At 68.8% G+C, this 19,616-nt stretch carries 18 protein-coding genes; 8 read left to right on the top strand and 10 right to left on the bottom strand.

All coding sequences use genetic code 11. From position 1 onward, the window contains the following. Positions 1–71 precede the first annotated feature (71 nt). The 5 genes from AC4BAR_RS03515 to xseB all read right to left on the bottom strand — a co-directional run bounded on the left by AC4BAR_RS03515 (position 72) and on the right by xseB (position 7,724). Entirely contained in the window at positions 72–3,098 is a 3,027-nt protein-coding gene (locus AC4BAR_RS03515; RefSeq protein WP_490626420.1) for a transglycosylase domain-containing protein, read from the bottom strand. Positions 3,099–3,373: 275 nt separating this feature from the next. Beyond that, positions 3,374–4,456 (bottom strand): TRAP transporter substrate-binding protein, encoded by a 1,083-nt coding sequence (locus AC4BAR_RS03510; RefSeq protein WP_490626419.1) that lies wholly within the window; start codon positions 4,454–4,456, stop codon positions 3,374–3,376. A 154-nt stretch (positions 4,457–4,610) separates the two neighbouring features. Beyond that, on the bottom strand, positions 4,611–6,521 hold the full coding sequence (gene dxs, locus AC4BAR_RS03505) for a 1-deoxy-D-xylulose-5-phosphate synthase (RefSeq protein WP_490626418.1): 1,911 nt from the start codon (positions 6,519–6,521) through the stop codon (positions 4,611–4,613). A 49-nt stretch (positions 6,522–6,570) separates the two neighbouring features. After that, positions 6,571–7,485 (bottom strand): polyprenyl synthetase family protein, encoded by a 915-nt coding sequence (locus AC4BAR_RS03500; RefSeq protein WP_490627185.1) that lies wholly within the window; start codon positions 7,483–7,485, stop codon positions 6,571–6,573. Between the two features lie 5 nt (positions 7,486–7,490). Continuing rightward, a complete protein-coding gene (gene xseB, locus AC4BAR_RS03495; RefSeq protein WP_490626417.1) occupies positions 7,491–7,724 on the bottom strand; it encodes an exodeoxyribonuclease VII small subunit in 234 nt (77 codons plus the stop codon). A gap of 163 nt (positions 7,725–7,887) precedes the next feature. Between xseB and AC4BAR_RS03490 the strand changes: the two genes are divergently transcribed. The 3 genes from AC4BAR_RS03490 (at position 7,888) to AC4BAR_RS03480 (ending at position 10,932) form a co-directional block, all read left to right on the top strand. Next, entirely contained in the window at positions 7,888–9,066 is a 1,179-nt protein-coding gene (locus tag AC4BAR_RS03490; RefSeq protein ID WP_490626416.1) for an aromatic ring-hydroxylating oxygenase subunit alpha, read from the top strand. A gap of 102 nt (positions 9,067–9,168) precedes the next feature. Beyond that, complete coding sequence (locus AC4BAR_RS03485; protein WP_490627184.1) at positions 9,169–10,026, top strand: DMT family transporter; 858 nt, start codon at positions 9,169–9,171, stop codon at positions 10,024–10,026. A gap of 15 nt (positions 10,027–10,041) precedes the next feature. After that, positions 10,042–10,932 carry a sulfurtransferase gene (locus tag AC4BAR_RS03480; protein ID WP_490626415.1) on the top strand — a complete coding sequence of 297 codons (891 nt, stop codon included), beginning with the start codon at positions 10,042–10,044 and terminating at the stop codon, positions 10,930–10,932. 4 nt (positions 10,933–10,936) lie between these two features. Here the strand turns inward: AC4BAR_RS03480 and AC4BAR_RS03475 are convergent, their stop codons facing one another. From AC4BAR_RS03475 to AC4BAR_RS03460, 4 genes are all read right to left on the bottom strand, one after another. Next, complete coding sequence (locus AC4BAR_RS03475) at positions 10,937–11,785, bottom strand: alpha/beta hydrolase (protein WP_490626414.1); 849 nt, start codon at positions 11,783–11,785, stop codon at positions 10,937–10,939. Next, positions 11,782–12,069, bottom strand: a complete 288-nt coding sequence (locus AC4BAR_RS03470; protein WP_490626413.1) for a hypothetical protein — start codon at positions 12,067–12,069, stop codon at positions 11,782–11,784. Before AC4BAR_RS03470 ends, AC4BAR_RS03475 begins: the two co-directional genes overlap by 4 nt. Before the next feature lie 140 nt (positions 12,070–12,209). Then, on the bottom strand, positions 12,210–13,007 hold the full coding sequence (locus AC4BAR_RS03465) for a ZIP family metal transporter (RefSeq protein ID WP_490626412.1): 798 nt from the start codon (positions 13,005–13,007) through the stop codon (positions 12,210–12,212). A gap of 98 nt (positions 13,008–13,105) precedes the next feature. Next, positions 13,106–14,002 (bottom strand): dienelactone hydrolase family protein, encoded by an 897-nt coding sequence (locus tag AC4BAR_RS03460; protein ID WP_490626411.1) that lies wholly within the window; start codon positions 14,000–14,002, stop codon positions 13,106–13,108. A 69-nt stretch (positions 14,003–14,071) separates the two neighbouring features. On the opposite strand from AC4BAR_RS03460, the gene AC4BAR_RS03455 reads away from it, so the two are divergent. Together AC4BAR_RS03455 and AC4BAR_RS03450 are read left to right on the top strand one after the other, a co-directional pair. Beyond that, on the top strand, positions 14,072–14,302 hold the full coding sequence (locus AC4BAR_RS03455; RefSeq protein ID WP_490626410.1) for a 4-oxalocrotonate tautomerase: 231 nt from the start codon (positions 14,072–14,074) through the stop codon (positions 14,300–14,302). Continuing rightward, positions 14,299–14,619, top strand: coding sequence for an I78 family peptidase inhibitor (locus AC4BAR_RS03450; protein ID WP_490626409.1), 321 nt, complete (start codon positions 14,299–14,301; stop codon positions 14,617–14,619). The genes AC4BAR_RS03455 and AC4BAR_RS03450 overlap by 4 nt, the downstream gene beginning before the upstream one ends. A 7-nt stretch (positions 14,620–14,626) precedes the next feature. Here AC4BAR_RS03450 and polA read toward each other — a convergent pair whose 3' ends face one another. Next, on the bottom strand, positions 14,627–17,392 hold the full coding sequence (polA, locus tag AC4BAR_RS03445) for a DNA polymerase I (RefSeq protein ID WP_490626408.1): 2,766 nt from the start codon (positions 17,390–17,392) through the stop codon (positions 14,627–14,629). A 31-nt stretch (positions 17,393–17,423) separates the two neighbouring features. Here polA and AC4BAR_RS03440 point away from each other — a divergent pair, with 31 nt between their 5' ends. Genes AC4BAR_RS03440 through AC4BAR_RS03430 form a run of 3 tightly spaced genes read left to right on the top strand, consistent with a single transcriptional unit; the run spans position 17,424 to position 19,591 of the window. Beyond that, positions 17,424–17,768 (top strand): hypothetical protein, encoded by a 345-nt coding sequence (locus AC4BAR_RS03440; protein ID WP_490626407.1) that lies wholly within the window; start codon positions 17,424–17,426, stop codon positions 17,766–17,768. A 21-nt stretch (positions 17,769–17,789) separates the two neighbouring features. Beyond that, positions 17,790–18,800, top strand: coding sequence for a homoserine kinase (locus tag AC4BAR_RS03435; protein WP_490626406.1), 1,011 nt, complete (start codon positions 17,790–17,792; stop codon positions 18,798–18,800). Next, entirely contained in the window at positions 18,797–19,591 is a 795-nt protein-coding gene (locus tag AC4BAR_RS03430) for a BPSS1780 family membrane protein (protein WP_490626405.1), read from the top strand. Before AC4BAR_RS03435 ends, AC4BAR_RS03430 begins: the two co-directional genes overlap by 4 nt. Positions 19,592–19,616: the final 25 nt, after the last annotated feature.

Genomic DNA, 19,616 nt, shown 5'->3' with positions numbered 1-19,616 from the left:
GGCACGGCCCAGCCCTTCTTACAAGCATCCCCAAAAAATTCAGGGGTACCCCGAAAAACAGGGTGGGCGGCTCAGTTTTTGGCGGCCGGGGCGCTGGCCGCGGCGGCGGCTCGCAGGTCGGGCGCCCACTTCAGCGCCACATCGCCGCCGGCACAGCCCTCGGGCGTGGTGGCGGCCAGTACCGGCTGCAGCAGCGGCACCATGTGCTTGAGGATTTGCACCGGCAAGGCGCTGGTGAAGCGGTAGCCGTCGGCTGCCTCGCCGGGCACATAGGCGGTCAGCGTGCCGAAATGCCGGTCGCCGATGAAAAACACAAAGGTGGCGGTGCGGTTGATGGCCTTGGAGCCGGTGCGTGCCCCGCCGGCGCCATAGGTGTTGAGCCGGTTGTCGCCGGTGCCGGTCTTGCCGCCAATGGCCAGGGCCTGGCCATCGCGCCCCGTGATGGCGCCGCGCAGCCGGCGCGCCGTGCCCTCGTCCACCACCCGGGCCAGGGCTTTCTGGGCGATCGCCGCCACCTCCGCCGGCAGCACCCGCTCCGGCAGGCCGGTGGGCCGGGTCCAGCGCGTCTCGTAGGGGGTGTTCTGGGCAAAGCGCAGGTCTTCCAGGTAGACCGTGGGCTGGCGCACCCCCTGGTTGACCAGGATGCCCATCAGCTCGGCCAGCGCCGCCGGTCGGTCGCCGGAGCTGCCGATGGCGCTGGCATAGGACGGCACCAGGCTGGCAAAGGGGTAGCCCAGCCGCTGCCAGCTGCGGTGGATCTCGACAAAGGCGTCCAGCTCCAGCAGCGACTGGATGCGGATGTCCTGGGCGCTGCGGGCCTTGGTCTTGAACAGCCAGCTGTAGACCGCCAGCCGGTCGGCCGCGCTGGCGGCAATGACTTCGCTGACGCTGGCGGCCGGGTGGGTCCGCAGGTGGGCCGCCACCAGCAGTTCCAGCGGGTGCACATGGGCCAAATAACCCTGGTCATTGAGGCTGTAGCGGCCCGGCGCCTGCTGGGCAAACACCCGGTCGAGCACCGCCCGGGCCGGCACCGGGCCGTCCAGCTGCTCGGCCACAAAGGCGGCAAAGGCGTTGCCATCGGCCTGCGGGTTCAGGGCCCGGAACACCACCGCCAGCCGCAATGGCGTGGGCCGCACGCTGCTCAGCAGGGTCTCGGTGATCTGGGCCGGGGTCTGACCGCGGTACTTGCGGTAGAAGCCACGGATGAACTGCGAGCCCTCACGGTCGGCGAAGCGGTTCAGCATGGCCTCGCGGCCCGGGTGATCGGGGTTGTCCAGCATGCTGGCGGCCGAGGCCGGGTCGCGGTGCATGTGGTGCCACACGATGTCGCGCATCAGCCGGATGAAGACCAGGTTGACCGAGTCGCGCAGGGCCTCGTACAGCGAAGGCGTCTTGCCGTTGTCTTCCGGCTTGAAGTTGGCAAAGCTGTGCACACCGCCACCGGTGAAAAAAGCCTCGGCCGGGCTGGCCGAATAGCGCCTTTGCATGGCCGCCTCCAGCATCGCGGCCAGGCTGCGGTCCTTGGCCTGGGCCAGGTGGTCCACCGCCCAGCGGGTCAGTCGGTCCTTGCGTGACACTGGCAACGCCAGCAGTGCGGCACGGTCCAGCGGGGCCAGCTTGGCGTGCAGCCCGGCGATCAACTCGAGGTAGGTCACCAGCGTGCGCAGCTTGGCGGTGGAGCCCAGCTCCAGCTTGGCACCGCTGTTGATGTCGAAGGGCTGGTCGAGGTTGTCGGTTTGCAGCCGGACCCGGTTGACGCCCTCGCCGCGCTCGTACAGCGTGAAGCTGTACAGCAACTTGGCCGGGTCGCCGCGCTGCAGCAGCTGGGCGTCGAGCAGGCCGGCGGCCTTGGCCTGGGCCGGCTCACGCAGGCGGTTGAGGGTGCGGGTCACCGCCGATTGGGACGGGCCGTCCAGCGTGCTGCGGGCCTGCAGGTCCAGCCGATCCAAGTCGTACAGCGAAGGCACATCCAGCAGCGAGGCCAGTTGCACCCGCAACAGGTTGGCGCCCTTGCGTTCGTCGCTGTCGGAGCTGGCCTCGTCGGGGTCGCGGTAACGGGTGGCCACCACCAGCGTGGCCTGCAGCGCGGCGTCGCGCAAGGCCGGCACCAGCACCCCGGTCTCGCCCAGCAGGCGCAGGTAGCTGTCGATCAGCTGGTTCAGCTGGGGCTGGCCAGCGCCGAAAAACCACGACGGCCGGCGCTGGGCGATCAACAGGCTCAGGGTCTGGCGGTAGGCCAGGCCGCGGGCGGCCAGGCCCTCCGCCTGCGACTGAGGCTGGCGCAGCAACTGGCTGGCCGCGTCGAGCCGGGCGCCATACCAGGCGCCCAGGCCGTCACCGATGCCGTTCACATCGCCGTAGCCGCGCAAGGCCCCCAGCGGCAGGCTGTTGAGGTAGTCGAGCAGGATGCGCTGGCGGGCCGCCACGGTGTTCTCGCCGTCCATGTAGGCACGCACCGAGGCCGACACCATTTGCCGGTACTTGTCCACCGGCCCGGCGGTGCGGCCGTCGGGCGAATGGCGGAATTTCTCGATCTGCGTGGCCAGCGTGCTGCCGCCGGCGGCTGGGTGGTCGCCGCTGGCCAGCACCTTGGCCTGGTCGATCACCGCGCGGCCCAGCCGGCCCCATTCCACCGCTGGGTTGTGGTTGGGCTCGTCGGTGGACAGGATCTCGCGGTTCTCAATGAAGGCCAGGGTCTGCGCCACCAGCGGCGGAATGGCCTCGGCATTGGCATAGACGCGCTGCGGCACCCGGGCCTGGAACAGCGTCTCGCGGCGGCAGTCCTGCAGCTGCAGGCCGGCCTGGGTTTTTTCCTGGAAGGGGGCGAAGAAGCCGCGGTCCAGGTAGCGGGTCAGCGCCTCCGATGGCTGGGCCTGGGCCACCACGCTGTAGCCCGAGGCCTGCAGGCGCTCGGTGAAGGTGGGCAAGCGGGTGTAGCCCAGGCGCTCGTCGAAGGGGCCGTCCACCGGGTAACGGATGGCGGTGTTGGTGCCGGGCTGGACCGCATAGCTCAGCTCGCGCGCCCAGCCGGCAAACCAGCGGGCCTGCAGCCAGGAGGTTTCAACCTCCCACAGCGCCAGGCCGGTCAGCAGGGCCAACAGGCCCAGGGCGGCCGCCAGCCAGCGACCACGGGGGAGGTGCCGGAGCCAGCGGCGAAAACGGGGCGTCGGTGTGTCGGTGTTCGGAATCGGGACCGCCTCAGTGCAAAACAATCAACACAGGCAAATTGAAACACAAGACACGGGCGTGCAGGTGACGCGGTGTGCAAAGCCCGCCACCCTGGTGATTTTTCACACCCGGCTGCGGCTCCAGCGCCACAAGACCATGAAAAAAGCCACCCACAGGTGGCTTTCGGTGTGTGCGCGGGGCGCGCTCAGAGTTTTTGCGCGGCCATGAAGGAGTCGAAGCGGCCTTCGGCAAAGCGGAACCACAGCACCTGGTCGCGCTGGAAGTTGCGGAAGTCGGTGTAAATCTTCTTCCAGTCCTCACTCTTGGCGGCCAGCTCACCATAGACCTCCATCGAGGCCTTGAACGAGGCGTCGAGCACCGCCTGCGGGAAGGGCAACACCTTGGTCTTGGCGGCCACCAGCTGCTTGAGCGCGGTGGGGTTGAGGGCGTCGTACTTGGCCAGCATGTCGCCGTGGGCCTGGGCCGCTGCGGCCTCGATGATGGCCTTGTTCTCGGCCGACAGGCCATCCCAGGCCTTCTGGTTGATGAAGAAGTCGACCTCGGGGCCACCCTCCCACCAGCCGGGGTAGTAGTAGAACGGGGCGACCTTGTTGAAGCCCAGCTTCTGGTCGTCGTAGGGACCGACCCATTCGGCGGCGTCGATGGTGCCCTTTTCCAGCGCCTGGTAGATCTCGCCACCGGGCAGGCTTTGCGGCACGGCGCCGAGCTTGGTCATGACCTCGCCCACCAGACCGCCGCCCAGGCGCATCTTCAGGCCCTTGAAGTCGGCCGGGCTCTTGATTTCCTTGCGGAACCAGCCCCCCATCTGGGTGCCGGTGTTGCCGCCGGCGAAGCTAACCATGTTGTACTTGGCGTACAACTCGTTCATCAGCTTGCGGCCGTTGCCGTGCAGCATCCAGGCGCTCATCTGGCGGGCGTTCATGCCGAAGGGCACGGCCGAGCCGATGGCAAAGGCCGGGTTCTTGCCGTAGAAATAGTAGGGCACGGTGTGGGCCATTTCCACCGTGCCGTTCTGCACGCCGTCGACCACGCCGAACGGCGGCATCAGCTCACCACCGGCATGGACCGAGATCTCGAACTTGCCGCCCGACATGGCCTTGACGGCCTTCGCAAACACCTCGCCGCCGCCGTAGATGGTGTCCAGCGATTTGGGGAAGCTCGAGGCCAGGCGCCAGCGGATGGCGGCCTGGGCGTGCACGGCCGGCGCCATGCCGGCGGCCAGCACACCGGCAATGCCGGCATTTTTGATCAGTGAGCGACGGTCCATGGGGTGATCTCCTGTGGTCTTGTGGGGCCCCGACGCGCTTCTGGCGCGCCCGGTACCGGGTGAATCAAGGCTGCATTGTAAAAACCGGGTTCGCCCCTCTGACGGGGGGTTTTCCCTCGCGAAACCACCACCGGCCGCGGGGTTGCTGTGCGGCTCAGGCCACCACCTTGAGGGCTGGCGGTGGCGCGTCCAGCAGGCTGGCAAATCGGCCGGCGATGGACTGCGCAATGCCGGCGGCGTCCAGCCCCTGCAAGGCCAGCAGTTTGGCCGGGTCGCCATGTTCGGTGAACTCGTCGCGCAGGCCCAGCTGCAGCAACGGCCGCAGCACGCCGGCGGCGCTCAGCGCCTCGCCCACCGCACTGCCGGCGCCGCCCATCACCGCGCCTTCTTCCAGCGTCACCAGGGCCTCGTGTTCGGCGGCCACCTTCAGCAGCAGGTCCACGTCCAGCGGCTTAGCCCAGCGCATGTTGACCACGGTGGCATTGAGCTTCTCGGCTGCTTCCAGCGCGGGGTACAGCAAGGTGCCAAAGGCCAGGATGGCGATCTTCTGGCCCTGGCGGCGCAACTCGCCCTTGCCAAAGGGCAGGCCCACCAGGCTGGGGGTGATGGCGGTGCCGGCCCCGGCGCCGCGCGGGTAGCGCACTGCCACTGGGTGGTTTTGTTCGAAGGCGGTGCTGAGCAGTTGCCGGCACTCGTTCTCGTCGGCCGGGCAGGCCAGGCTGACGTTGGGGATGCAGCGCAGGTAGGGGATGTCGTAGGCCCCGGCGTGGGTGGCGCCGTCGGCACCGACCAGACCGGCGCGGTCGAGCGCAAACACCACCGGCAGGTTTTGCAGCGCCACGTCGTGAATCAGCTGGTCGTAGGCGCGCTGCAAAAAGGTGGAGTAAATCGCCACCACCGGCTTCAGGCCTTCGCAGGCCAGGCCGGCGGCAAAGGTCACCGCGTGCTGCTCGGCAATGCCGACGTCGTGGTAGCGGCCGGGAAAGCGTTTGTGGAACTCCACCATGCCCGAGCCTTCGCGCATGGCCGGCGTGATGCCCACCAGCCGCAGGTCTTTTTCGGCCATGTCACACAGCCACTGGCCAAACACCTGGGTGAAGGTGGTCTTGGGCACGGTGGCCGGCGGGGTCAGGCCCACCGCCGGGTCGAACTTGCCCGGGCCGTGGTAGGCGATGGGGTCGGCCTCGGCCTGTTTGTAGCCCTGGCCCTTTTTGGTCACCACATGCAGAAACTGCGGGCCTTCGCCACCGACCATCAGCTGCTTGATGTTTTCCAGCGTGGGGATCAGCGAGTCGAGGTCGTGGCCGTCGATGGGGCCGATGTAGTTGAAGCCGAATTTCTCGAACAGCGTGGCCGGCACCACCATGCCCTTGGCATGTTCCTCGAAACGCTTGGCCAGTTCGAACAGTGGCGGCAAGGGCTTGAGCACCTGCTTGCCCACATGCTTGGCGGCGGCGTAGAACTGGCCGCTCATCAGCTGGGCCAGGTAGCGGTTGAGCGCGCCCACCGGCGGGCTGATGGACATGTCGTTGTCGTTCAGCACCACCAGCAGCCGGCCGGGCGACACGCCAGCGTTGTTCAGCGCCTCAAAGGCCATGCCGGCGCTCATCGCGCCGTCGCCGATGATGGCCACCGCATGGCGGTCCTCGCCCTTTTGGTGGGCGGCCACGGCCATGCCCAGCGCCGCCGAGATGCTGGTGCTGGAATGGGCCGTGCCAAAGGTGTCGTAGGGGCTTTCGTCGCGGCGCGGGAAACCGCTCAGGCCGCCGAGCTGGCGCAGCGTGGGCATGCGGTCGCGCCGGCCGGTCAGGATCTTGTGCGGGTAGGTCTGGTGGCCCACGTCCCACACCAGGCGGTCTTGGGGGGTGTTGAACACGTAGTGCAGCGCGATGGTCAGCTCCACCGTGCCGAGGTTGGAGCTGAGGTGGCCACCGGTCTTGGACACGCTGTCCAGCAGGTAGGCGCGCAGCTCATGGGCCAGCGTCTGCAGCTGCGGCCGCGACAGGCGCCGCAGGTCTTGCGTGTCATTGACGGTGGCCAGCAAAGGGTAAAGCGAAGTGGACATAAGCTGTTGCTTTATAGCGCAAAGGCCCGGCAAGCGGGGCCCGGCGAACTCAGAAGGAGCGGCTGACCACCGTCTGGGCCAGTCCGCGCAAGGCGTCGGTCTGCGGCAGGCCGGAGGCGTCCAGCGGGGCCAGGGCCTGCTCCAGCAGCGCACGGGCATGGGCCTGGGCGCCGGCCAGGCCCATCAGTGAGACATAGGTGGGTTTGTCGTGGGCGGCGTCCTTGCCGGCGGTTTTGCCCAGCGTGGCCGAGTCGGCGGTCACGTCCAGGATGTCGTCCACCACCTGGAAGGCCAGGCCCACCGCCGCGCCATAGGTGTGGAGGGCCGCCAGCGCCTGCGGGCTGGCCGGGCCACAGGCCGCGCCCATGGCCACACTGCCCTGCAGCAGCGCACCGGTTTTCAGCCGGTGCATGGTGCGCAGCTCGCCTTCGGTCAGCGACAGACCCACGCTGGCCAGGTCGATGGCCTGGCCACCGGCCATGCCGTCGTGGCCGGCACAGCGGGCCAGCAAAGCACACAGGCGGGCCTGGGTGGCCGGCGCCACCGCGCCGTGGTCGGGCGTCAGCAGCTCGAAGGCCAGGGCCTGCAAGGCGTCGCCCGACAACAAGGCCATGGCCTCGCCATAGGCCACATGCACCGTGGGCTTGCCACGGCGCAGCACGTCGTTGTCCATGCAGGGCATGTCGTCATGGACCAGTGAATAGGCATGGATCAGTTCGACGGCGCACGCGGCGCGCAGCGCCGCTTCGTCGGTCTGGGCGCGAAGGGCGGCGGCGTGGCTGTCAGCCCCCACCGCCTCGGCGGCGGCCAGAACCAGCAGTGCACGCAAGCGCTTGCCGCCGTCCAGCACCGCGTAGCGCATGGCCTCACCCAGGCCGGCCGGGGCGCTGGGCGGCACCCAGCGCGCCAGGGCGTCTTCAACGCGGGCCAGCCGCTCACCGCGCCAGGCGGCCAGGTCAAACACCCCGCTCACCCTTCGGTCCAGGGCTTGAGCGCGCCGCCGTCCAGCACCTTGATCTGCGACTCCACCGCCTCCAGCTGGCCACGGCAATAGGTCAGCAGCTCGGCGCCGCGCTGGTAGCCCGACAGCAGCTCGGCCAGCGGCAGCTGGCCGGACTCCAGCCGGGCGATGAGCTGTTCCAGCTCTTCCAGCGCCAGCTCGTAGCTGGCGGGGGGGGATGGCAGGGGGGCGGCCTTGGGCATGGGGGGATGGACCTGAGAAAACCCGATTCTAGAGGCTGGGCACTGGCCGTCCGGGTGCGGGGCCGGTGCCAGACACCCCCCGCCGGCTACAATGCGCCCTCCTCGCCGAAGTCCCGGCACCCACCCCTTTCGCGCTCTGGCGTCTACCCTCCCTGGGGGGAGCATGTCTGATTTGAGTCTTCACCTGCAGCAGGCCACCAGCCAACTGGCCGTGTCCAGCTATTTCGATGACGCGCTGTTCCAGCGCGAACGTGAACTGCTGTTCCAGCGCGGCCCCCGATACCTGGGCCACCGCCTGTCGGTGCCCGAGGTGGGTGATTACCACGCCCTGCCGCAGGAAGGCGAAGGCCGCGCCCTGGTTCACACCCCGGCCGGCATCGAGCTGGTGTCCAACGTCTGCCGGCACCGCCAGGCCATCATGCTCAAGGGCCGCGGCTCGCTCCACACCACCCAGCCCGGCAGCGCCGGCGGCAACATCGTCTGCCCGCTGCACCGCTGGACCTACAGCGGCGGCAACCCCTCGCCGGCCGGCAAGCTGATCGGCGCGCCGCATTTCGAGACCGACCCCTGCCTGAACCTGCACAACTACCCGCTGCAGGAATGGAACGGGCTGCTGTTCGAAGCCGGCCTGGAAGGCCCCTCCGGTAGCCGTCGCAATGTGGCCGCCGACATGGCCGGCCTGGGCCCTCAGGCCGACCTGGATTTTTCCGGCCATGTGCTGGACCGGGTGGTCATGCACGAGTGCGACTACAACTGGAAGACCTTCATCGAGGTCTATCTGGAGGACTACCACGTCGGCCCCTTCCACCCCGGCCTGGGCGGTTTTGTCACCTGCGACGACCTGCGCTGGGAGTTCAAGCCGAACTACTCGGTGCAGACCGTGGGCGTGGCCAACCGCCTGGGCAAGGCCGACGCGTCGGGCGGCTCGCCGGTCTACGAGCGCTGGCAGGCCGCGCTGCTGGCCTACCGCAACAACCAGCCGCCCAAGTACGGCGCGATCTGGCTGACCTACTACCCGCACATCATGGTCGAGTGGTACCCCCATGTGCTGACGGTGTCCACGCTGTTCCCCATGGGCCCGCAGAAAACCATGAACATGGTGGAGTTCTACTACCCCGAGGAAATTGCCGCCTTCGAGCGCGAGTTCGTCGAGGCCCAGCAGGCCGCCTACATGGAAACCTGCGAGGAAGACGACGAAATCGCGCTGCGCATGGACGCCGGCCGCAAAGCGCTGCTGGCCCGGGGCGACAACGAGTTCGGCCCCTACCAGAGCCCGATGGAAGACGGCATGCAGCATTTCCACGAGTGGTACCGGGCCGCCATGGCCCAGCCCACGGCCTGAGGCCGGCTGTCCCCTTGCGGATCCGGACGCCGCATGCCCGGTAGCGCACCCTCCGGCGCCGGGCAGCCCCTCCCTTCACTGCCCTCCCCCCGCCCGCAGGCCTTGCAGGCCCTGTGGATGGTGCTGGCCGCCTTTTTGTTCGCCAGCATGGCGGTCTGCGTCAAGCAGGCCTCCGCGCATTTCAACAGCGCCGAACTGGTGTTCTACCGTGGCCTGGTCAGCATGGTGGTGATGGCCGGCGTGGCGGGCGTCACCCGCGTCAAGCTGACCACCCCGGTGCCCGCCATGCATGTGGCGCGCAACCTGGCCGGCGTGCTGGCGCTGGGCGCCTGGTTCTACGCCATCGGCCGGCTGCCGCTGGCCACCGCGATGACACTGAATTACATGAGCAGCCTGTGGATCGCCGCCTTCCTGGTCGCGGCCAGCCTGTGGCGGCGCCGCGGCCGCCCGGCCGGCAGCCTGGTGAGCACGGTGGCGCTGGGCTTTGTCGGGGTGGTGATGGTGTTGCGCCCCACCTTGGCCCAAGACCAGCTGGCCGCCGGCCTGGTGGGCCTGCTGTCGGGCGTGGCCACCGCGCTGGCTTACCTGCAGGTGGCGGCCCTGGCCCGCGCCGGCGAGCCCGAAACCCGCACCGTGTTTTACTTCGGCGTCGGCTCCACGCTGGGCGGGCTGCTGGCCATCGGCGTCATGGGGTGGTCGCCCTGGGACGGGGGCCAGGCGCTGTGGCTGCTGCCGATTGGCGTGCTGGCCTCGCTGGGCCAGCTGTGCATGACCCGCGCCTACAGCCGCGGCCCCACGCTGCTGGTGGCCAACCTGCAGTACGCTGGCATCGTGTTCGCGTCGTTCTACAGCCTGTGGCTGTTCGGCGACCAGATCCCCGCGCTGGGGTGGGCCGGCATGGCGCTAATCGTTGCCAGCGGCATGGCCGCCACCGTGCTGCGCAGCCGCCAACCGTCTTGAGAGTCCTGGAGTCCATTGATGCACACCACCCTGATCACCGCCGAACAACTCTCCACGCTGCAACTGTGCGGCGCCCCGCTGATGGTGTTCGACTGCAGCTTTGATTTGACCCAGCCCGAGGCCGGCCTGGCGCAGTACCGGCAGGCCCACATCCCGGGCGCGGTTTATGCCCACCTGGACAGCGTGCTGAGCGCCAAACGCGGCGCCGCCGCCCCCGCCAGCGAGGCGCCCTGCTCTGGCGGCCGCCACCCGCTGCCCAGCCGCGAACGCTTCGCCGCCTGGCTGGGCTCGGTGGGCTTTGCCAACGGCATGCAGGCGGTGGTCTACGACCGCCAGGGCGCCAACTTCTGTGGCCGGCTGTGGTGGATGCTGAAATGGGCCGGCCACGACGCCGTGGCGGTGCTGGACGGTGGCCTGCAGGCCTGGCAGGGGCTGGGCGAGCCGGCTGGCGCGGTGGCCACGGGCGACGAGCCGGCACGGCCGCCGTCCACCACCTTCACACTGCAACCGGCGCTGCGCCAGCTGGTGGGCAGCGAGGCCGTGCTGCAGCAGCTGGGCCGCCCCACCCAGACGGTGCTGGACGCCCGCGCCGCGCCGCGTTTTCGTGGCGAGGTGGAGCCGCTGGACCCGGTGGCCGGCCACATTCCCGGCGCGCTGAACCGGCCCTTCAACCAGAACCTGGGAACGGACGGCAAGTTCAAGCCGGCCGAGGTCTTGCGCGCCGAATTCACCGCCCTGCTGGGCCAGCGCGACCCGGCCACGGTGGTGCACCAGTGTGGCAGCGGCGTCAGCGCCGTGCCCAACCTGCTGGCCATGGAACTGGCCGGCCTGGGGCCCACCGCGCTCTACGCCGGCAGCTGGAGCGAGTGGTGCAGCGACGCCGCCCGGCCGGTGGCCAGGGGCTGAGGTCTCACAAGCCGGCGAAGGCCCGCGCCAGCGCCTGCGGATACACCGGGTGCCGGTAGAGGTCGCTGTGGCCGGCGCCAGGAATGCGCAGCAGCTGGGCTTGCGGCACCAGGGCCAGCAAGGCCTCGCTGTGCGACGCGGGCACCACGGCGTCGTCGGTGCCGTGCACCATCAGCAAGGGCAATGTCAGACCGGCCAGCTCCGCGTCGTTGCGCAGCGGGTAGCGCAGCAGGGCCGAGGGCACCCAGGGGTAGCGATCGCGGGCCAGGGCCTCGATGCTGCGGAACGGTGACACCAGCACCAGCAGCGACGGTTGCACCGGGGCATTGCCATTGGGCGAGCGCTCGCGGGCCAGCTCGGCCGCCAGGCCACTGGCCAGCGCCGTGCCCAGCGACTGGCCCAGCAGCACCAGCGGCTGGCCGGCATAGGCTGGGGTGATGTGGTCCCACACCGCGCGCACGTCGGCACGCAGCTGGGCCTCGCTCTCGATGCGGCCGCTGCTTTTGCCGTAGCCGCGGTAGTCCACCATCACCAAATCAAAATTGGCCTCGCGGTAGGTTTTGGCATCGCCAAACCAGCGGGCCAGGTTGCCGGCGTTGCCATGCAGAAACAGCACCACGCCTTTGGGGTGGGGCAGGCGCAGGTGCAGCAGCGACAGCTGGGCGCCGGGCACGGCCAGCAGGGACTCGTGCACGTCAGGCGCCGGCGACAGCGGCGCATCGGCGGCCAGCGGCACCGGGAAGAACAGCAGCTGTTCCTGGCGCGCCCACATCCAGCCCAACGCGGCCAGGTAGGCGGCCAGCGCCAGCAGGCACAGGACCGCCAGCCCGCGGCGCAGGAATCGAGTACTCAACGGGTTTGCGGGTCGAAGGGGTCGGGCATCAGCAGGTCAAACTGCGAGTCGGTCACCGCGGCGGCTGCCGCCTTCTTGCCGCCCCGCTTGGCAGGGCCGCTGCCCGCGCCCTGGGCAGCGTAGTTGATGGCCAGCGCGTGCACCACCGCGGCGGTGATTTCCGGGCTGGTGATGCCGGCCGACGAGACGATGCCGCGGGCGTAAGACAGCTGCTGCTGGGTCAGCACCGCGGCCATCTCCAGCCGCGCTTCGACCTCATCGCTCAGTGCCGACTTGTTGCCCATGGTGCGCTCCGTTGGTGTGGGGTGGCGGGCGATGGCCCGTCGCCCCGTATTTTCAGACAGCGGCGGGGACAGCTTCAAGTGAAACCGCGTTCCCCGTGGCCCTGCCCTGTGGCGGGGATGCCACAGCGCGGCCGTGCCGCTCAGTGGCTGTGGGTGACGGCGCTGACCAGCGTAACCAGGCCCATGCCCACCAGCAGCCAGGCGATTTGCGCCGCCGTGGCTGGCAGGCTCAAACGCTTTTGCAACTGGGGAATCAGGTCGGCCAGCGCCACGTAGATGAAGCTGCTGGCCGCCACCACCAGAAAATAAGGCAGCAGGTCGTGCAGTTGCTCCACCAGCAGGTAGCCCACCACGCCACCCAGCGCGGTGACCGCGCCCGCCAGCGACACCTTGAGCAAAGCCACCCGCGGGTTGGCCGAACTCTGGCGCAGCACCACCAGGTCACCCACGTGGTGGGGCACCTCGTGGGCCATCACCGCCACCGCGGCCAGCACACCCAGCCGCAGGTCGGCCATGAAGGCCGAGGCGATCAGGATGCCGTCGCCAAAGGCATGCACGCTGTCACCGGTGAGCACCGCCCAGCCGCCACTGCGCCGATGGTGGTGGTGATGGTGGTCATGCCCGTGGCCGTGATGGTGGCCATGGGCCTCGCCGCCGTGGCCTTGTTCGTGGGCATGGTGGTAAAGCTCGGCCTTGTCGAGCAGGAAAAAGAACACCAGGCCCAGCAGCAGCGTGACAAACAGGCCACGCACTCCCATGGCCGACTCGAAGGCCTCGGGCAGCAGGTGCAGAAAGGCCGTGCCCAGCAGCGCCCCGGCGGCCAGGCTCAGCATGTGCTGGGTGTAGCGCGACAACACGCCAAAGCCCAGCAACGCGGCCAGCCAGACACTGCCAATGCCGGCCGCCAGCGTCGCGCACAAAATCGAAATCAACAGCATTCCATCCACTTTCAACATGCCGGGCGGTCCCCGGCCTCGCCCCACCCGCCAATGACAAGCCGCCCCGAGGGGCGGCCGGTCAGCGGGCCACGGCCAGCTCAGGCCACGCCGTGGCGCTTGAACCAGTCCAGCGCCTGGGCCCAGCCCTCGCTGGCCGCGTCCTTGCGGTAGCTGGGCCGGTAGTCGGCGTGGAAGGCATGGGGTGCATCAGGGTACACCACAAAACGCGAGGCCTTGGCGGCCGCGCTGCCGCTGGCCAGCTGGTCTTTCATCTGGTTGACGCTGGTCAGCGGAATGCCGGCGTCGGCACCGCCGTACAAACCCAGCACCGGCGCATGCAAGGTGTTGGCCACCATCACCGGTTGGGTGGGCGTGAGGGCGTTGGTGGGGCCCACCAGCCGGCCATACCAGGACACGGCGGCCTTGACCGCCGGGTTGTGGGCGGCGTACAGCCAGGTGATGCGTCCACCCCAGCAAAAGCCGGTGATGGCCAGCTTTTTGCTCCCACCGTGGGCCTGGGCCCAGGCCAGCGTGGCGTCCAGATCGGCCATCACCTGGCCGTCGGGCACCTTGGCCACCACCTCGGCCATCAGCTTGCCCACCTCACCGTATTGGGCCGGGTCACCCTGGCGCGCAAACAGCTCGGGGGCAATCGCCAGGTAGCCGGCGCGGGCCAGGCGGCGACAGGTGTCGGCAATGTACTCGTGCACACCAAACACCTCGTGCACCACCAGCACCACCGGCAGCCGGGTTTTGCCCGCCGGGGCCGCCATGTAGGCCGGCAGCTTGAAGCCACCGGCGTCGATGATGATCTCGCCGGCGGTCAGGCCCTCGGCCGAGGTGTTGATGGCGGTTTGCGCCATCACCGGCCCCACAGCCGCCGCATAGCCCACGCCCAGCGCGGCCTGCAATGCGGTGCGGCGGCTGGGGCCGGCCGCGGTGGAGCGGCCGGGCAGCAAAGCGTCAAATTCGGCCTGAAGGTCGTCACGAAGCATGGGGTCTCCCGGTGTCGGTGGTGGCAAAGCGGGGAAGTTTAGACTTGGGGTTATGTCCTTGCCGTCAGGGTGTTTCTGCCGGCCAGCCTCTCACTGAAGGAGACCTTGTCCATGCCCACCATCCGCGTTGAAATGATCGAAGGCCGCACCCCCGAGCAGAAAAAAGCCCTGGCCCAGGCGCTGACCCAGGCGGTGGTGGACACCCTGGGCAGCAAGCCCGAGGCGGTGGACGTGTTGATGTTCGACGTGCCGCGCGGCGACTGGGCCACCGGTGGCGTCTTGTGGTCGGAAAAGAAATGAACGGCCGACGGACGGCGGCCTGGGCCTGCGCCCTGCTGCTGGGCGGCTGCGTGGTGGTGCCGGTGACGCGGCAGACCGGCCCGGCGCCGGTGACCCGCTACCCCAGCCAGGGCGGTGAATGCCGCATGGCCGGCGGCCAGTTCGCCGTGGGCCAGCTGGCCGATGCCGGGCTGCAGGCCGAGGTGGCCCGCCGCTCGGGTGCGGCCCAGGTGCGGCTGCTGAGGCCCGGCCAGGTGATCACCATGGACTTCAATGCCCAGCGCATCAACCTGGAAGTGGACAACGCCAACCGGGTGCTGGCGGTGCGCTGCGGCTGAGGCTGGCTCAGTGGGCCTGGTCCCAGTTCTTGCCCACGCCCACCTCGGCCAGCAGCGGCACCTGCAGCGCGGCGACACCGGCCATCAGCCGGGGAATTTCCACTTTCAGCCAGTCGACCTCGGCCTCGGGCACCTCGAACACCAGTTCGTCGTGCACCTGCATGATCATCTTGGTGCCGCGCTGCTCGGTGTCCAGCACCTGCTGCACCGCGTTCATGCTGAGCTTGATCAGATCCGCCGCCGTGCCCTGCATGGGGGCGTTGATGGCCGCGCGTTCGGCGCCGGCCCGGCGCGGGCCGTTGGGTGAGTTGATCTCGGGCAAATACAGCCGACGGCCGAACACGGTTTCCACATAGCCCTTGCTCTTGGCACTGAGCTTGGTCTCGTCCATGTAGTTTTTCACGCCGGGGTAGCGCTGGAAATAGCGGTCGATGTAGTTCTTGGCCGCGGAGTTGTCGATGCCCAGATTGCGCGCCAGGCCAAAGGCGCTCATGCCGTAGATCAGGCCGAAGTTGATGACCTTGGCATAGCGGCGCTGCTCGCTGCTGACCTGGTCGGGCGCCACGCCAAACACCTCGGCGGCGGTGGCGCGGTGCACGTCCATGCCGTCACGGAAAGCGCGCAGCAAGGCCTCGTCGCCGCTGATGTGGGCCATGATGCGCAGCTCGATCTGCGAGTAGTCGGCGCTGGCAATCAACGCACCCGGCGGCGCCACAAAGGCCTCGCGCACCCGCCGGCCCTCGGGCGTGCGGATGGGGATGTTCTGCAGGTTGGGGTCGTTGCTGGACAGCCGCCCGGTCACCGCCACCGCCTGCGCGTAATGGGTGTGGACGCGGCCGGTGCGCGGGTGGGCCAGCTGGGCCAATTTGTCGGTGTAGGTGCCCTTGAGCTTGGACAGGCCTCGGTGCTCCAGAATCTTGGCCGGCAGCGGGTAGTCTTCGGCCAGTTTCTCCAGCACCTCTTCGTCGGTGCTGGGCGCGCCGGTGGCGGTTTTCTTCACCACCGGCAGGCCCAGCTTGGTGAAGAAAATCTCGCCAATCTGCTTCGGGCTGCCGAGGTTGAAAGGCTGGCCAGCCAGCTCGTGGGCTTCCTGCTCCAGCTGCATGATGCGCTGGCCCAGCTGGTGGCTTTGGCTGGCCAAGGTGGGCGCGTCGATCAGCACGCCGTTGCGCTCGATGCGGTACAGGGTTTCGCTGCTGGCGATTTCCAGCTCGTAAATGGCCTGTAATTTGGCATCGGCTTGCAATTGCGGCCACAGCACGCGGTGCACGTCCAGCGTCTGGTCGGAGTCTTCGCAGGAGTACTCGGCAGCCTTGTCGATGGCCACCTGGTTGAACGGGATCTGGTGCGCGCCCTTGCCACACAGGTCTTCGTAACTGATGCCGCTGCGGCCCAGGTGGCGCTCGGCCAGGCTGGCCAGGCCATGGGGCTTGTGCACTTCCAGCACATAGCTTTGCAGCATGGTGTCGTGGGCATAACCCTGCACCTCGATACCGTGGTTGGCGAACACATGGCGGTCGTACTTGACATGCTGGCCCAGCTTTTTCTTCGCACCGTTTTCCAGCCAGGGCTTGAGCCGGGCCAGCACCTGGTCCAGCGGCAGCTGGTCGGGCGCGTCGCCGTAGCGGTGGGCCAGCGGGATGTAGGCCGCCTCGCCCGGCGTGACGCTGAAGCTGATGCCCACGATCTCGGCCCGCATCTCGTCCAGCGAGGTGGTCTCGGTGTCCAGCGCCACCAGCTCGGCCGCCTCCAGCTTGGCCAGCCAGGGTTCAAAGGCCTCCCAGGTCAGCACCGTGTCGTAGGCCACGGCGCGGGGCGCGGCCGGAGCGGCGGCGGGCGTCGGGTCGCTGCCCTCGCCCGCCGCACCGGCCGGCTCCGCGGTGCCGCTGACGGATTTCGCCAGGCCCTTGAAGCCATAGGTTTCATAGAAGCCGCGCAAGGCCTCGTTCTCCTCGGCGCGAAAGACGATGCTGTCGAGTGCCGGCAGGCCTTGGACATGGCCCGTCAGATCACAGTCGGTGCGTATGGTCAGCAGCTGGCGGGCGGTGGGCAGCCAGTCCAGTGCCTTGCGCAGGTTGTCGCCGGCCACGCCCTTGACCTCGGCCGCGCGGGCCACCAGCGCGTCGAGCGAGCCGAATTCGGTCAGCCATTTGGCGGCGGTCTTGGGGCCCACCTTCTCGACGCCGGGCACGTTGTCCACCGCGTCGCCCACCAGGGTCTGAAAGTCCACCATCAGCGCCGGCGGCACACCGAACTCGGCGGTCACGCCGGCCACGTCACGGCGCTTGCCGTTCATGGTGTCGATGATGGTGATGTGCTCGTTGACGAGTTGGGCCAGGTCCTTGTCGCCGCTGCTGACAATGACCTCGATCTGCTGCCGGGCGGCGATGGCGGCCAGCGTGCCGATCACGTCGTCGGCCTCCACACCGGGCACGTCCAGCACCGTCCAGCCCAGCAGCCGCACCACCTGGTGGATGGGCTCGATCTGGCTGCGCAGGTCGTCGGGCATGGGCGAGCGCTGGGCCTTGTAGTCGGCGTACATGGCGTCGCGGAAGGTCGGGCCCTTGGCGTCGAACACGCAGGCGGCGTAGTCGGCCTTCACCTCGCGGCGCAGGCTTTGCATCATGTTGACCATGCCACGGATCGCGCCGGTGGCCGGGCTGGCCGGGTCGCCGGGCCGGGCCCGCAGGTCGGGCATGGCGTGGAAGGCGCGGTACAGGTAGCTGGAGCCGTCCACCAGCAGCAGCGTTTTGTCAGAAGGGGCATCGCTCATGGGTGGATTGTGCATTGCCTACAATTGCCCCATGCGCCACGCCCTCCTCCTCGCCGCCCTCTGCGCCGCCTTCGGGCTGGCCAGTGCCCAAACCACCGCGGACAAAGCGGGCCGCCCGGCCGACGTGCGGCCCGACCAGGGCCCCGCCGACGCGCAAAAAGGCCGTCGGGTGGAGCGCATCCGCACCCAGGAACCGCTGGCCACCATCGACGAAACCCGCATCGGCGGTGAAACCCAGTCCATCACGGTGAAACCGGCCGCCAACATGCCGGCCTACGAGGTGCTGCCCAAGGACGGCTCGCGCTCCGGCGCTGGCAACGCCGAGAGCAACGCCGCCGGCCAGGGCCCCCGGGTCTGGAAATTCCTGAACTTTTGACGCGCCGGCAGAAAGCGGGACATGGCGGTTTACACCGAGGTTTCTTTTGACGAAGCCAGCGACTTCCTGGGCCGGCTCGGTCTGGGCCAGCTGCTGACGCTGGAAGGCTGCTCCGGCGGCATTGAAAACACCAACTACTTCGCCACCACCGACCAGGGCCCCTGGGTGCTGACGCTGTTCGAGCGCCTGAGCCACACCCAGCTGCCGTTTTACCTGCACCTGATGAAGCACCTGGCCCAGCGCGGCGTGCCGGTGCCCGAGCCGCAGGCCGGCCCCGTGCTGCCCACGCCCGCCCCCAAGGCCGGCCGTGGCGCACCGGCGGCCCCGGTCACCGACATCCTGCACACGCTGAAGGGCAAGCCGGCGGCGGTGGTGAACCGGCTGCGCGGCAAAAGCCAGCTGGCGCCCCAGCCCGTGCATTGCGCCGCCATCGGCGGCCTGCTGGCCCAGATGCACCTGGCCGCGCGCGACTTCCCCATGGCCCAGCCCAACCTGCGTGGCCTGGCCTGGTGGAACGCCACCGTGCCGGTGGTGCTGCCCCACCTGAGCGCGCCGCAGGCGGCACTGATCCAGGCCGAGCTGGCCTTCCAGAACCACACGGCCGAGGGTTCGGCCTTTGCCGCCCTGCCCCGTGGCCCGGTCCATGCCGACCTGTTCCGCGACAACGCGATGTTCGACGGTGACGAAGTCACCGGCGTGTTCGACTTCTACTTTGCCGGCATCGACAGCTGGCTGTTTGACCTGGCCGTGTGCCTGAACGACTGGTGCATCGACCTGGCCAGCGGCGCCCACGACGCCGACCGTGCCGACGCCTTGCTGTCGGCCTACAGCGCGGTGCGCCCGCTCACCGGGCCGGAACGCCAGCTGCTGCCGGCCATGCTGCGCGCCGGCGCCTTGCGTTTCTGGCTGTCGCGGCTGTGGGACTGGCATCTGCCACGCGAGGCCAGCATGCTCCAACCGCATGACCCGGCCCATTTCGAGCGGGTGCTGCGCGGCCGCGTGGCCCAGCCGCTCGAGCTGGCCACCGCATGAAACTGAAGATTGTTCCGGCCAAGGCCGGCGCGGCCTGGGTCAAGCAAGGCGTGCGCACCTTCTTCAAGCAGCCCATGGCCATGACCGGGCTGTTCTTCCTGTTCATGACCATGATGTCGCTGTCGTCGCTGATCCCGTTTCTGGGCGTGATGCTGGCGCTGGGCCTGCTGCCGGCCGCCACGCTGGGACTGATGGCCGCCACCAAGGAGGCCAGCGCCGGCAAGTTCCCCATGCCCACCATTTTGCTCAGCGCCTTCCGGGCGGGCCGCCAGCGGCTGCGGGCCATGCTGGCACTGGGCGCGTTGTACGCCGCCGGTTTTCTGCTGGTGATGGCGATCTCGGCGCTGTTCGACGGCGGCCAGTTCGCCAGCCTCTACCTGGTGGGCGGCCCCATCACCGAAGAGATGGTCAAGCGCAGTGATTTTCAGTGGGCCACCTGGGTGGCGATGGCGCTCTACCTGCCCTTGTCGCTGACCTTCTGGCATGCGCCGGCCTTGGTGCACTGGCATGGCGTGCCGCCGCTGCAAAGCATGTTCTACAGCCTGGTGGCCTGCACACGCAACTTCTGGGCTTTCACCGTCTATGGCCTGGTGTGGCTGGGCCTGTTTCTGGGCTCGGGGGTGGTGCTGAGCCTGGTCAGCCTGCTGATTGGCAGCCCGCAAAGCCTGATTCTGTTCATCTGGCCGGTGGCGCTGGTGCTGGCGGCGATGTTCTTCAGCTCGCTGTACTTCACCTTTGAAGACAGCTTCGACGCCGTGGCCCCGGGCAGCCTGCTGTCCGAGCAGGCCTGAGCCGCCCACCCGGGGGCTGGCCGGC

The organism is Rhodoferax sp. SPJ4, from assembly GCF_058216275.1.
This window is presented reverse-complemented; position numbering and strand designations above follow the sequence as displayed.

What these genes read in the sequence shown, in the direction of transcription:
- polA (WP_490626408.1), bottom strand. Translation starts at nt 17,392, where the DNA reads ATGAGCGATGCCCCTTCTGACAAAACGCTGCTGCTGGTGGACGGCTCC.
- xseB (WP_490626417.1), bottom strand. Translation starts at nt 7,724, where the DNA reads ATGCCCAAGGCCGCCCCCCTGCCATCCCCCCCCGCCAGCTACGAGCTG.
- dxs (WP_490626418.1), bottom strand. Translation starts at nt 6,521, where the DNA reads ATGTCCACTTCGCTTTACCCTTTGCTGGCCACCGTCAATGACACGCAA.
- AC4BAR_RS03470 (WP_490626413.1), bottom strand. Translation starts at nt 12,069, where the DNA reads ATGGGCAACAAGTCGGCACTGAGCGATGAGGTCGAAGCGCGGCTGGAG.
- AC4BAR_RS03490 (WP_490626416.1), top strand. Translation starts at nt 7,888, where the DNA reads ATGTCTGATTTGAGTCTTCACCTGCAGCAGGCCACCAGCCAACTGGCC.
- AC4BAR_RS03430 (WP_490626405.1), top strand. Translation starts at nt 18,797, where the DNA reads ATGAAACTGAAGATTGTTCCGGCCAAGGCCGGCGCGGCCTGGGTCAAG.
- AC4BAR_RS03460 (WP_490626411.1), bottom strand. Translation starts at nt 14,002, where the DNA reads ATGCTTCGTGACGACCTTCAGGCCGAATTTGACGCTTTGCTGCCCGGC.
- AC4BAR_RS03450 (WP_490626409.1), top strand. Translation starts at nt 14,299, where the DNA reads ATGAACGGCCGACGGACGGCGGCCTGGGCCTGCGCCCTGCTGCTGGGC.
- AC4BAR_RS03435 (WP_490626406.1), top strand. Translation starts at nt 17,790, where the DNA reads ATGGCGGTTTACACCGAGGTTTCTTTTGACGAAGCCAGCGACTTCCTG.
- AC4BAR_RS03510 (WP_490626419.1), bottom strand. Translation starts at nt 4,456, where the DNA reads ATGGACCGTCGCTCACTGATCAAAAATGCCGGCATTGCCGGTGTGCTG.
- AC4BAR_RS03440 (WP_490626407.1), top strand. Translation starts at nt 17,424, where the DNA reads ATGCGCCACGCCCTCCTCCTCGCCGCCCTCTGCGCCGCCTTCGGGCTG.
- AC4BAR_RS03465 (WP_490626412.1), bottom strand. Translation starts at nt 13,007, where the DNA reads ATGCTGTTGATTTCGATTTTGTGCGCGACGCTGGCGGCCGGCATTGGC.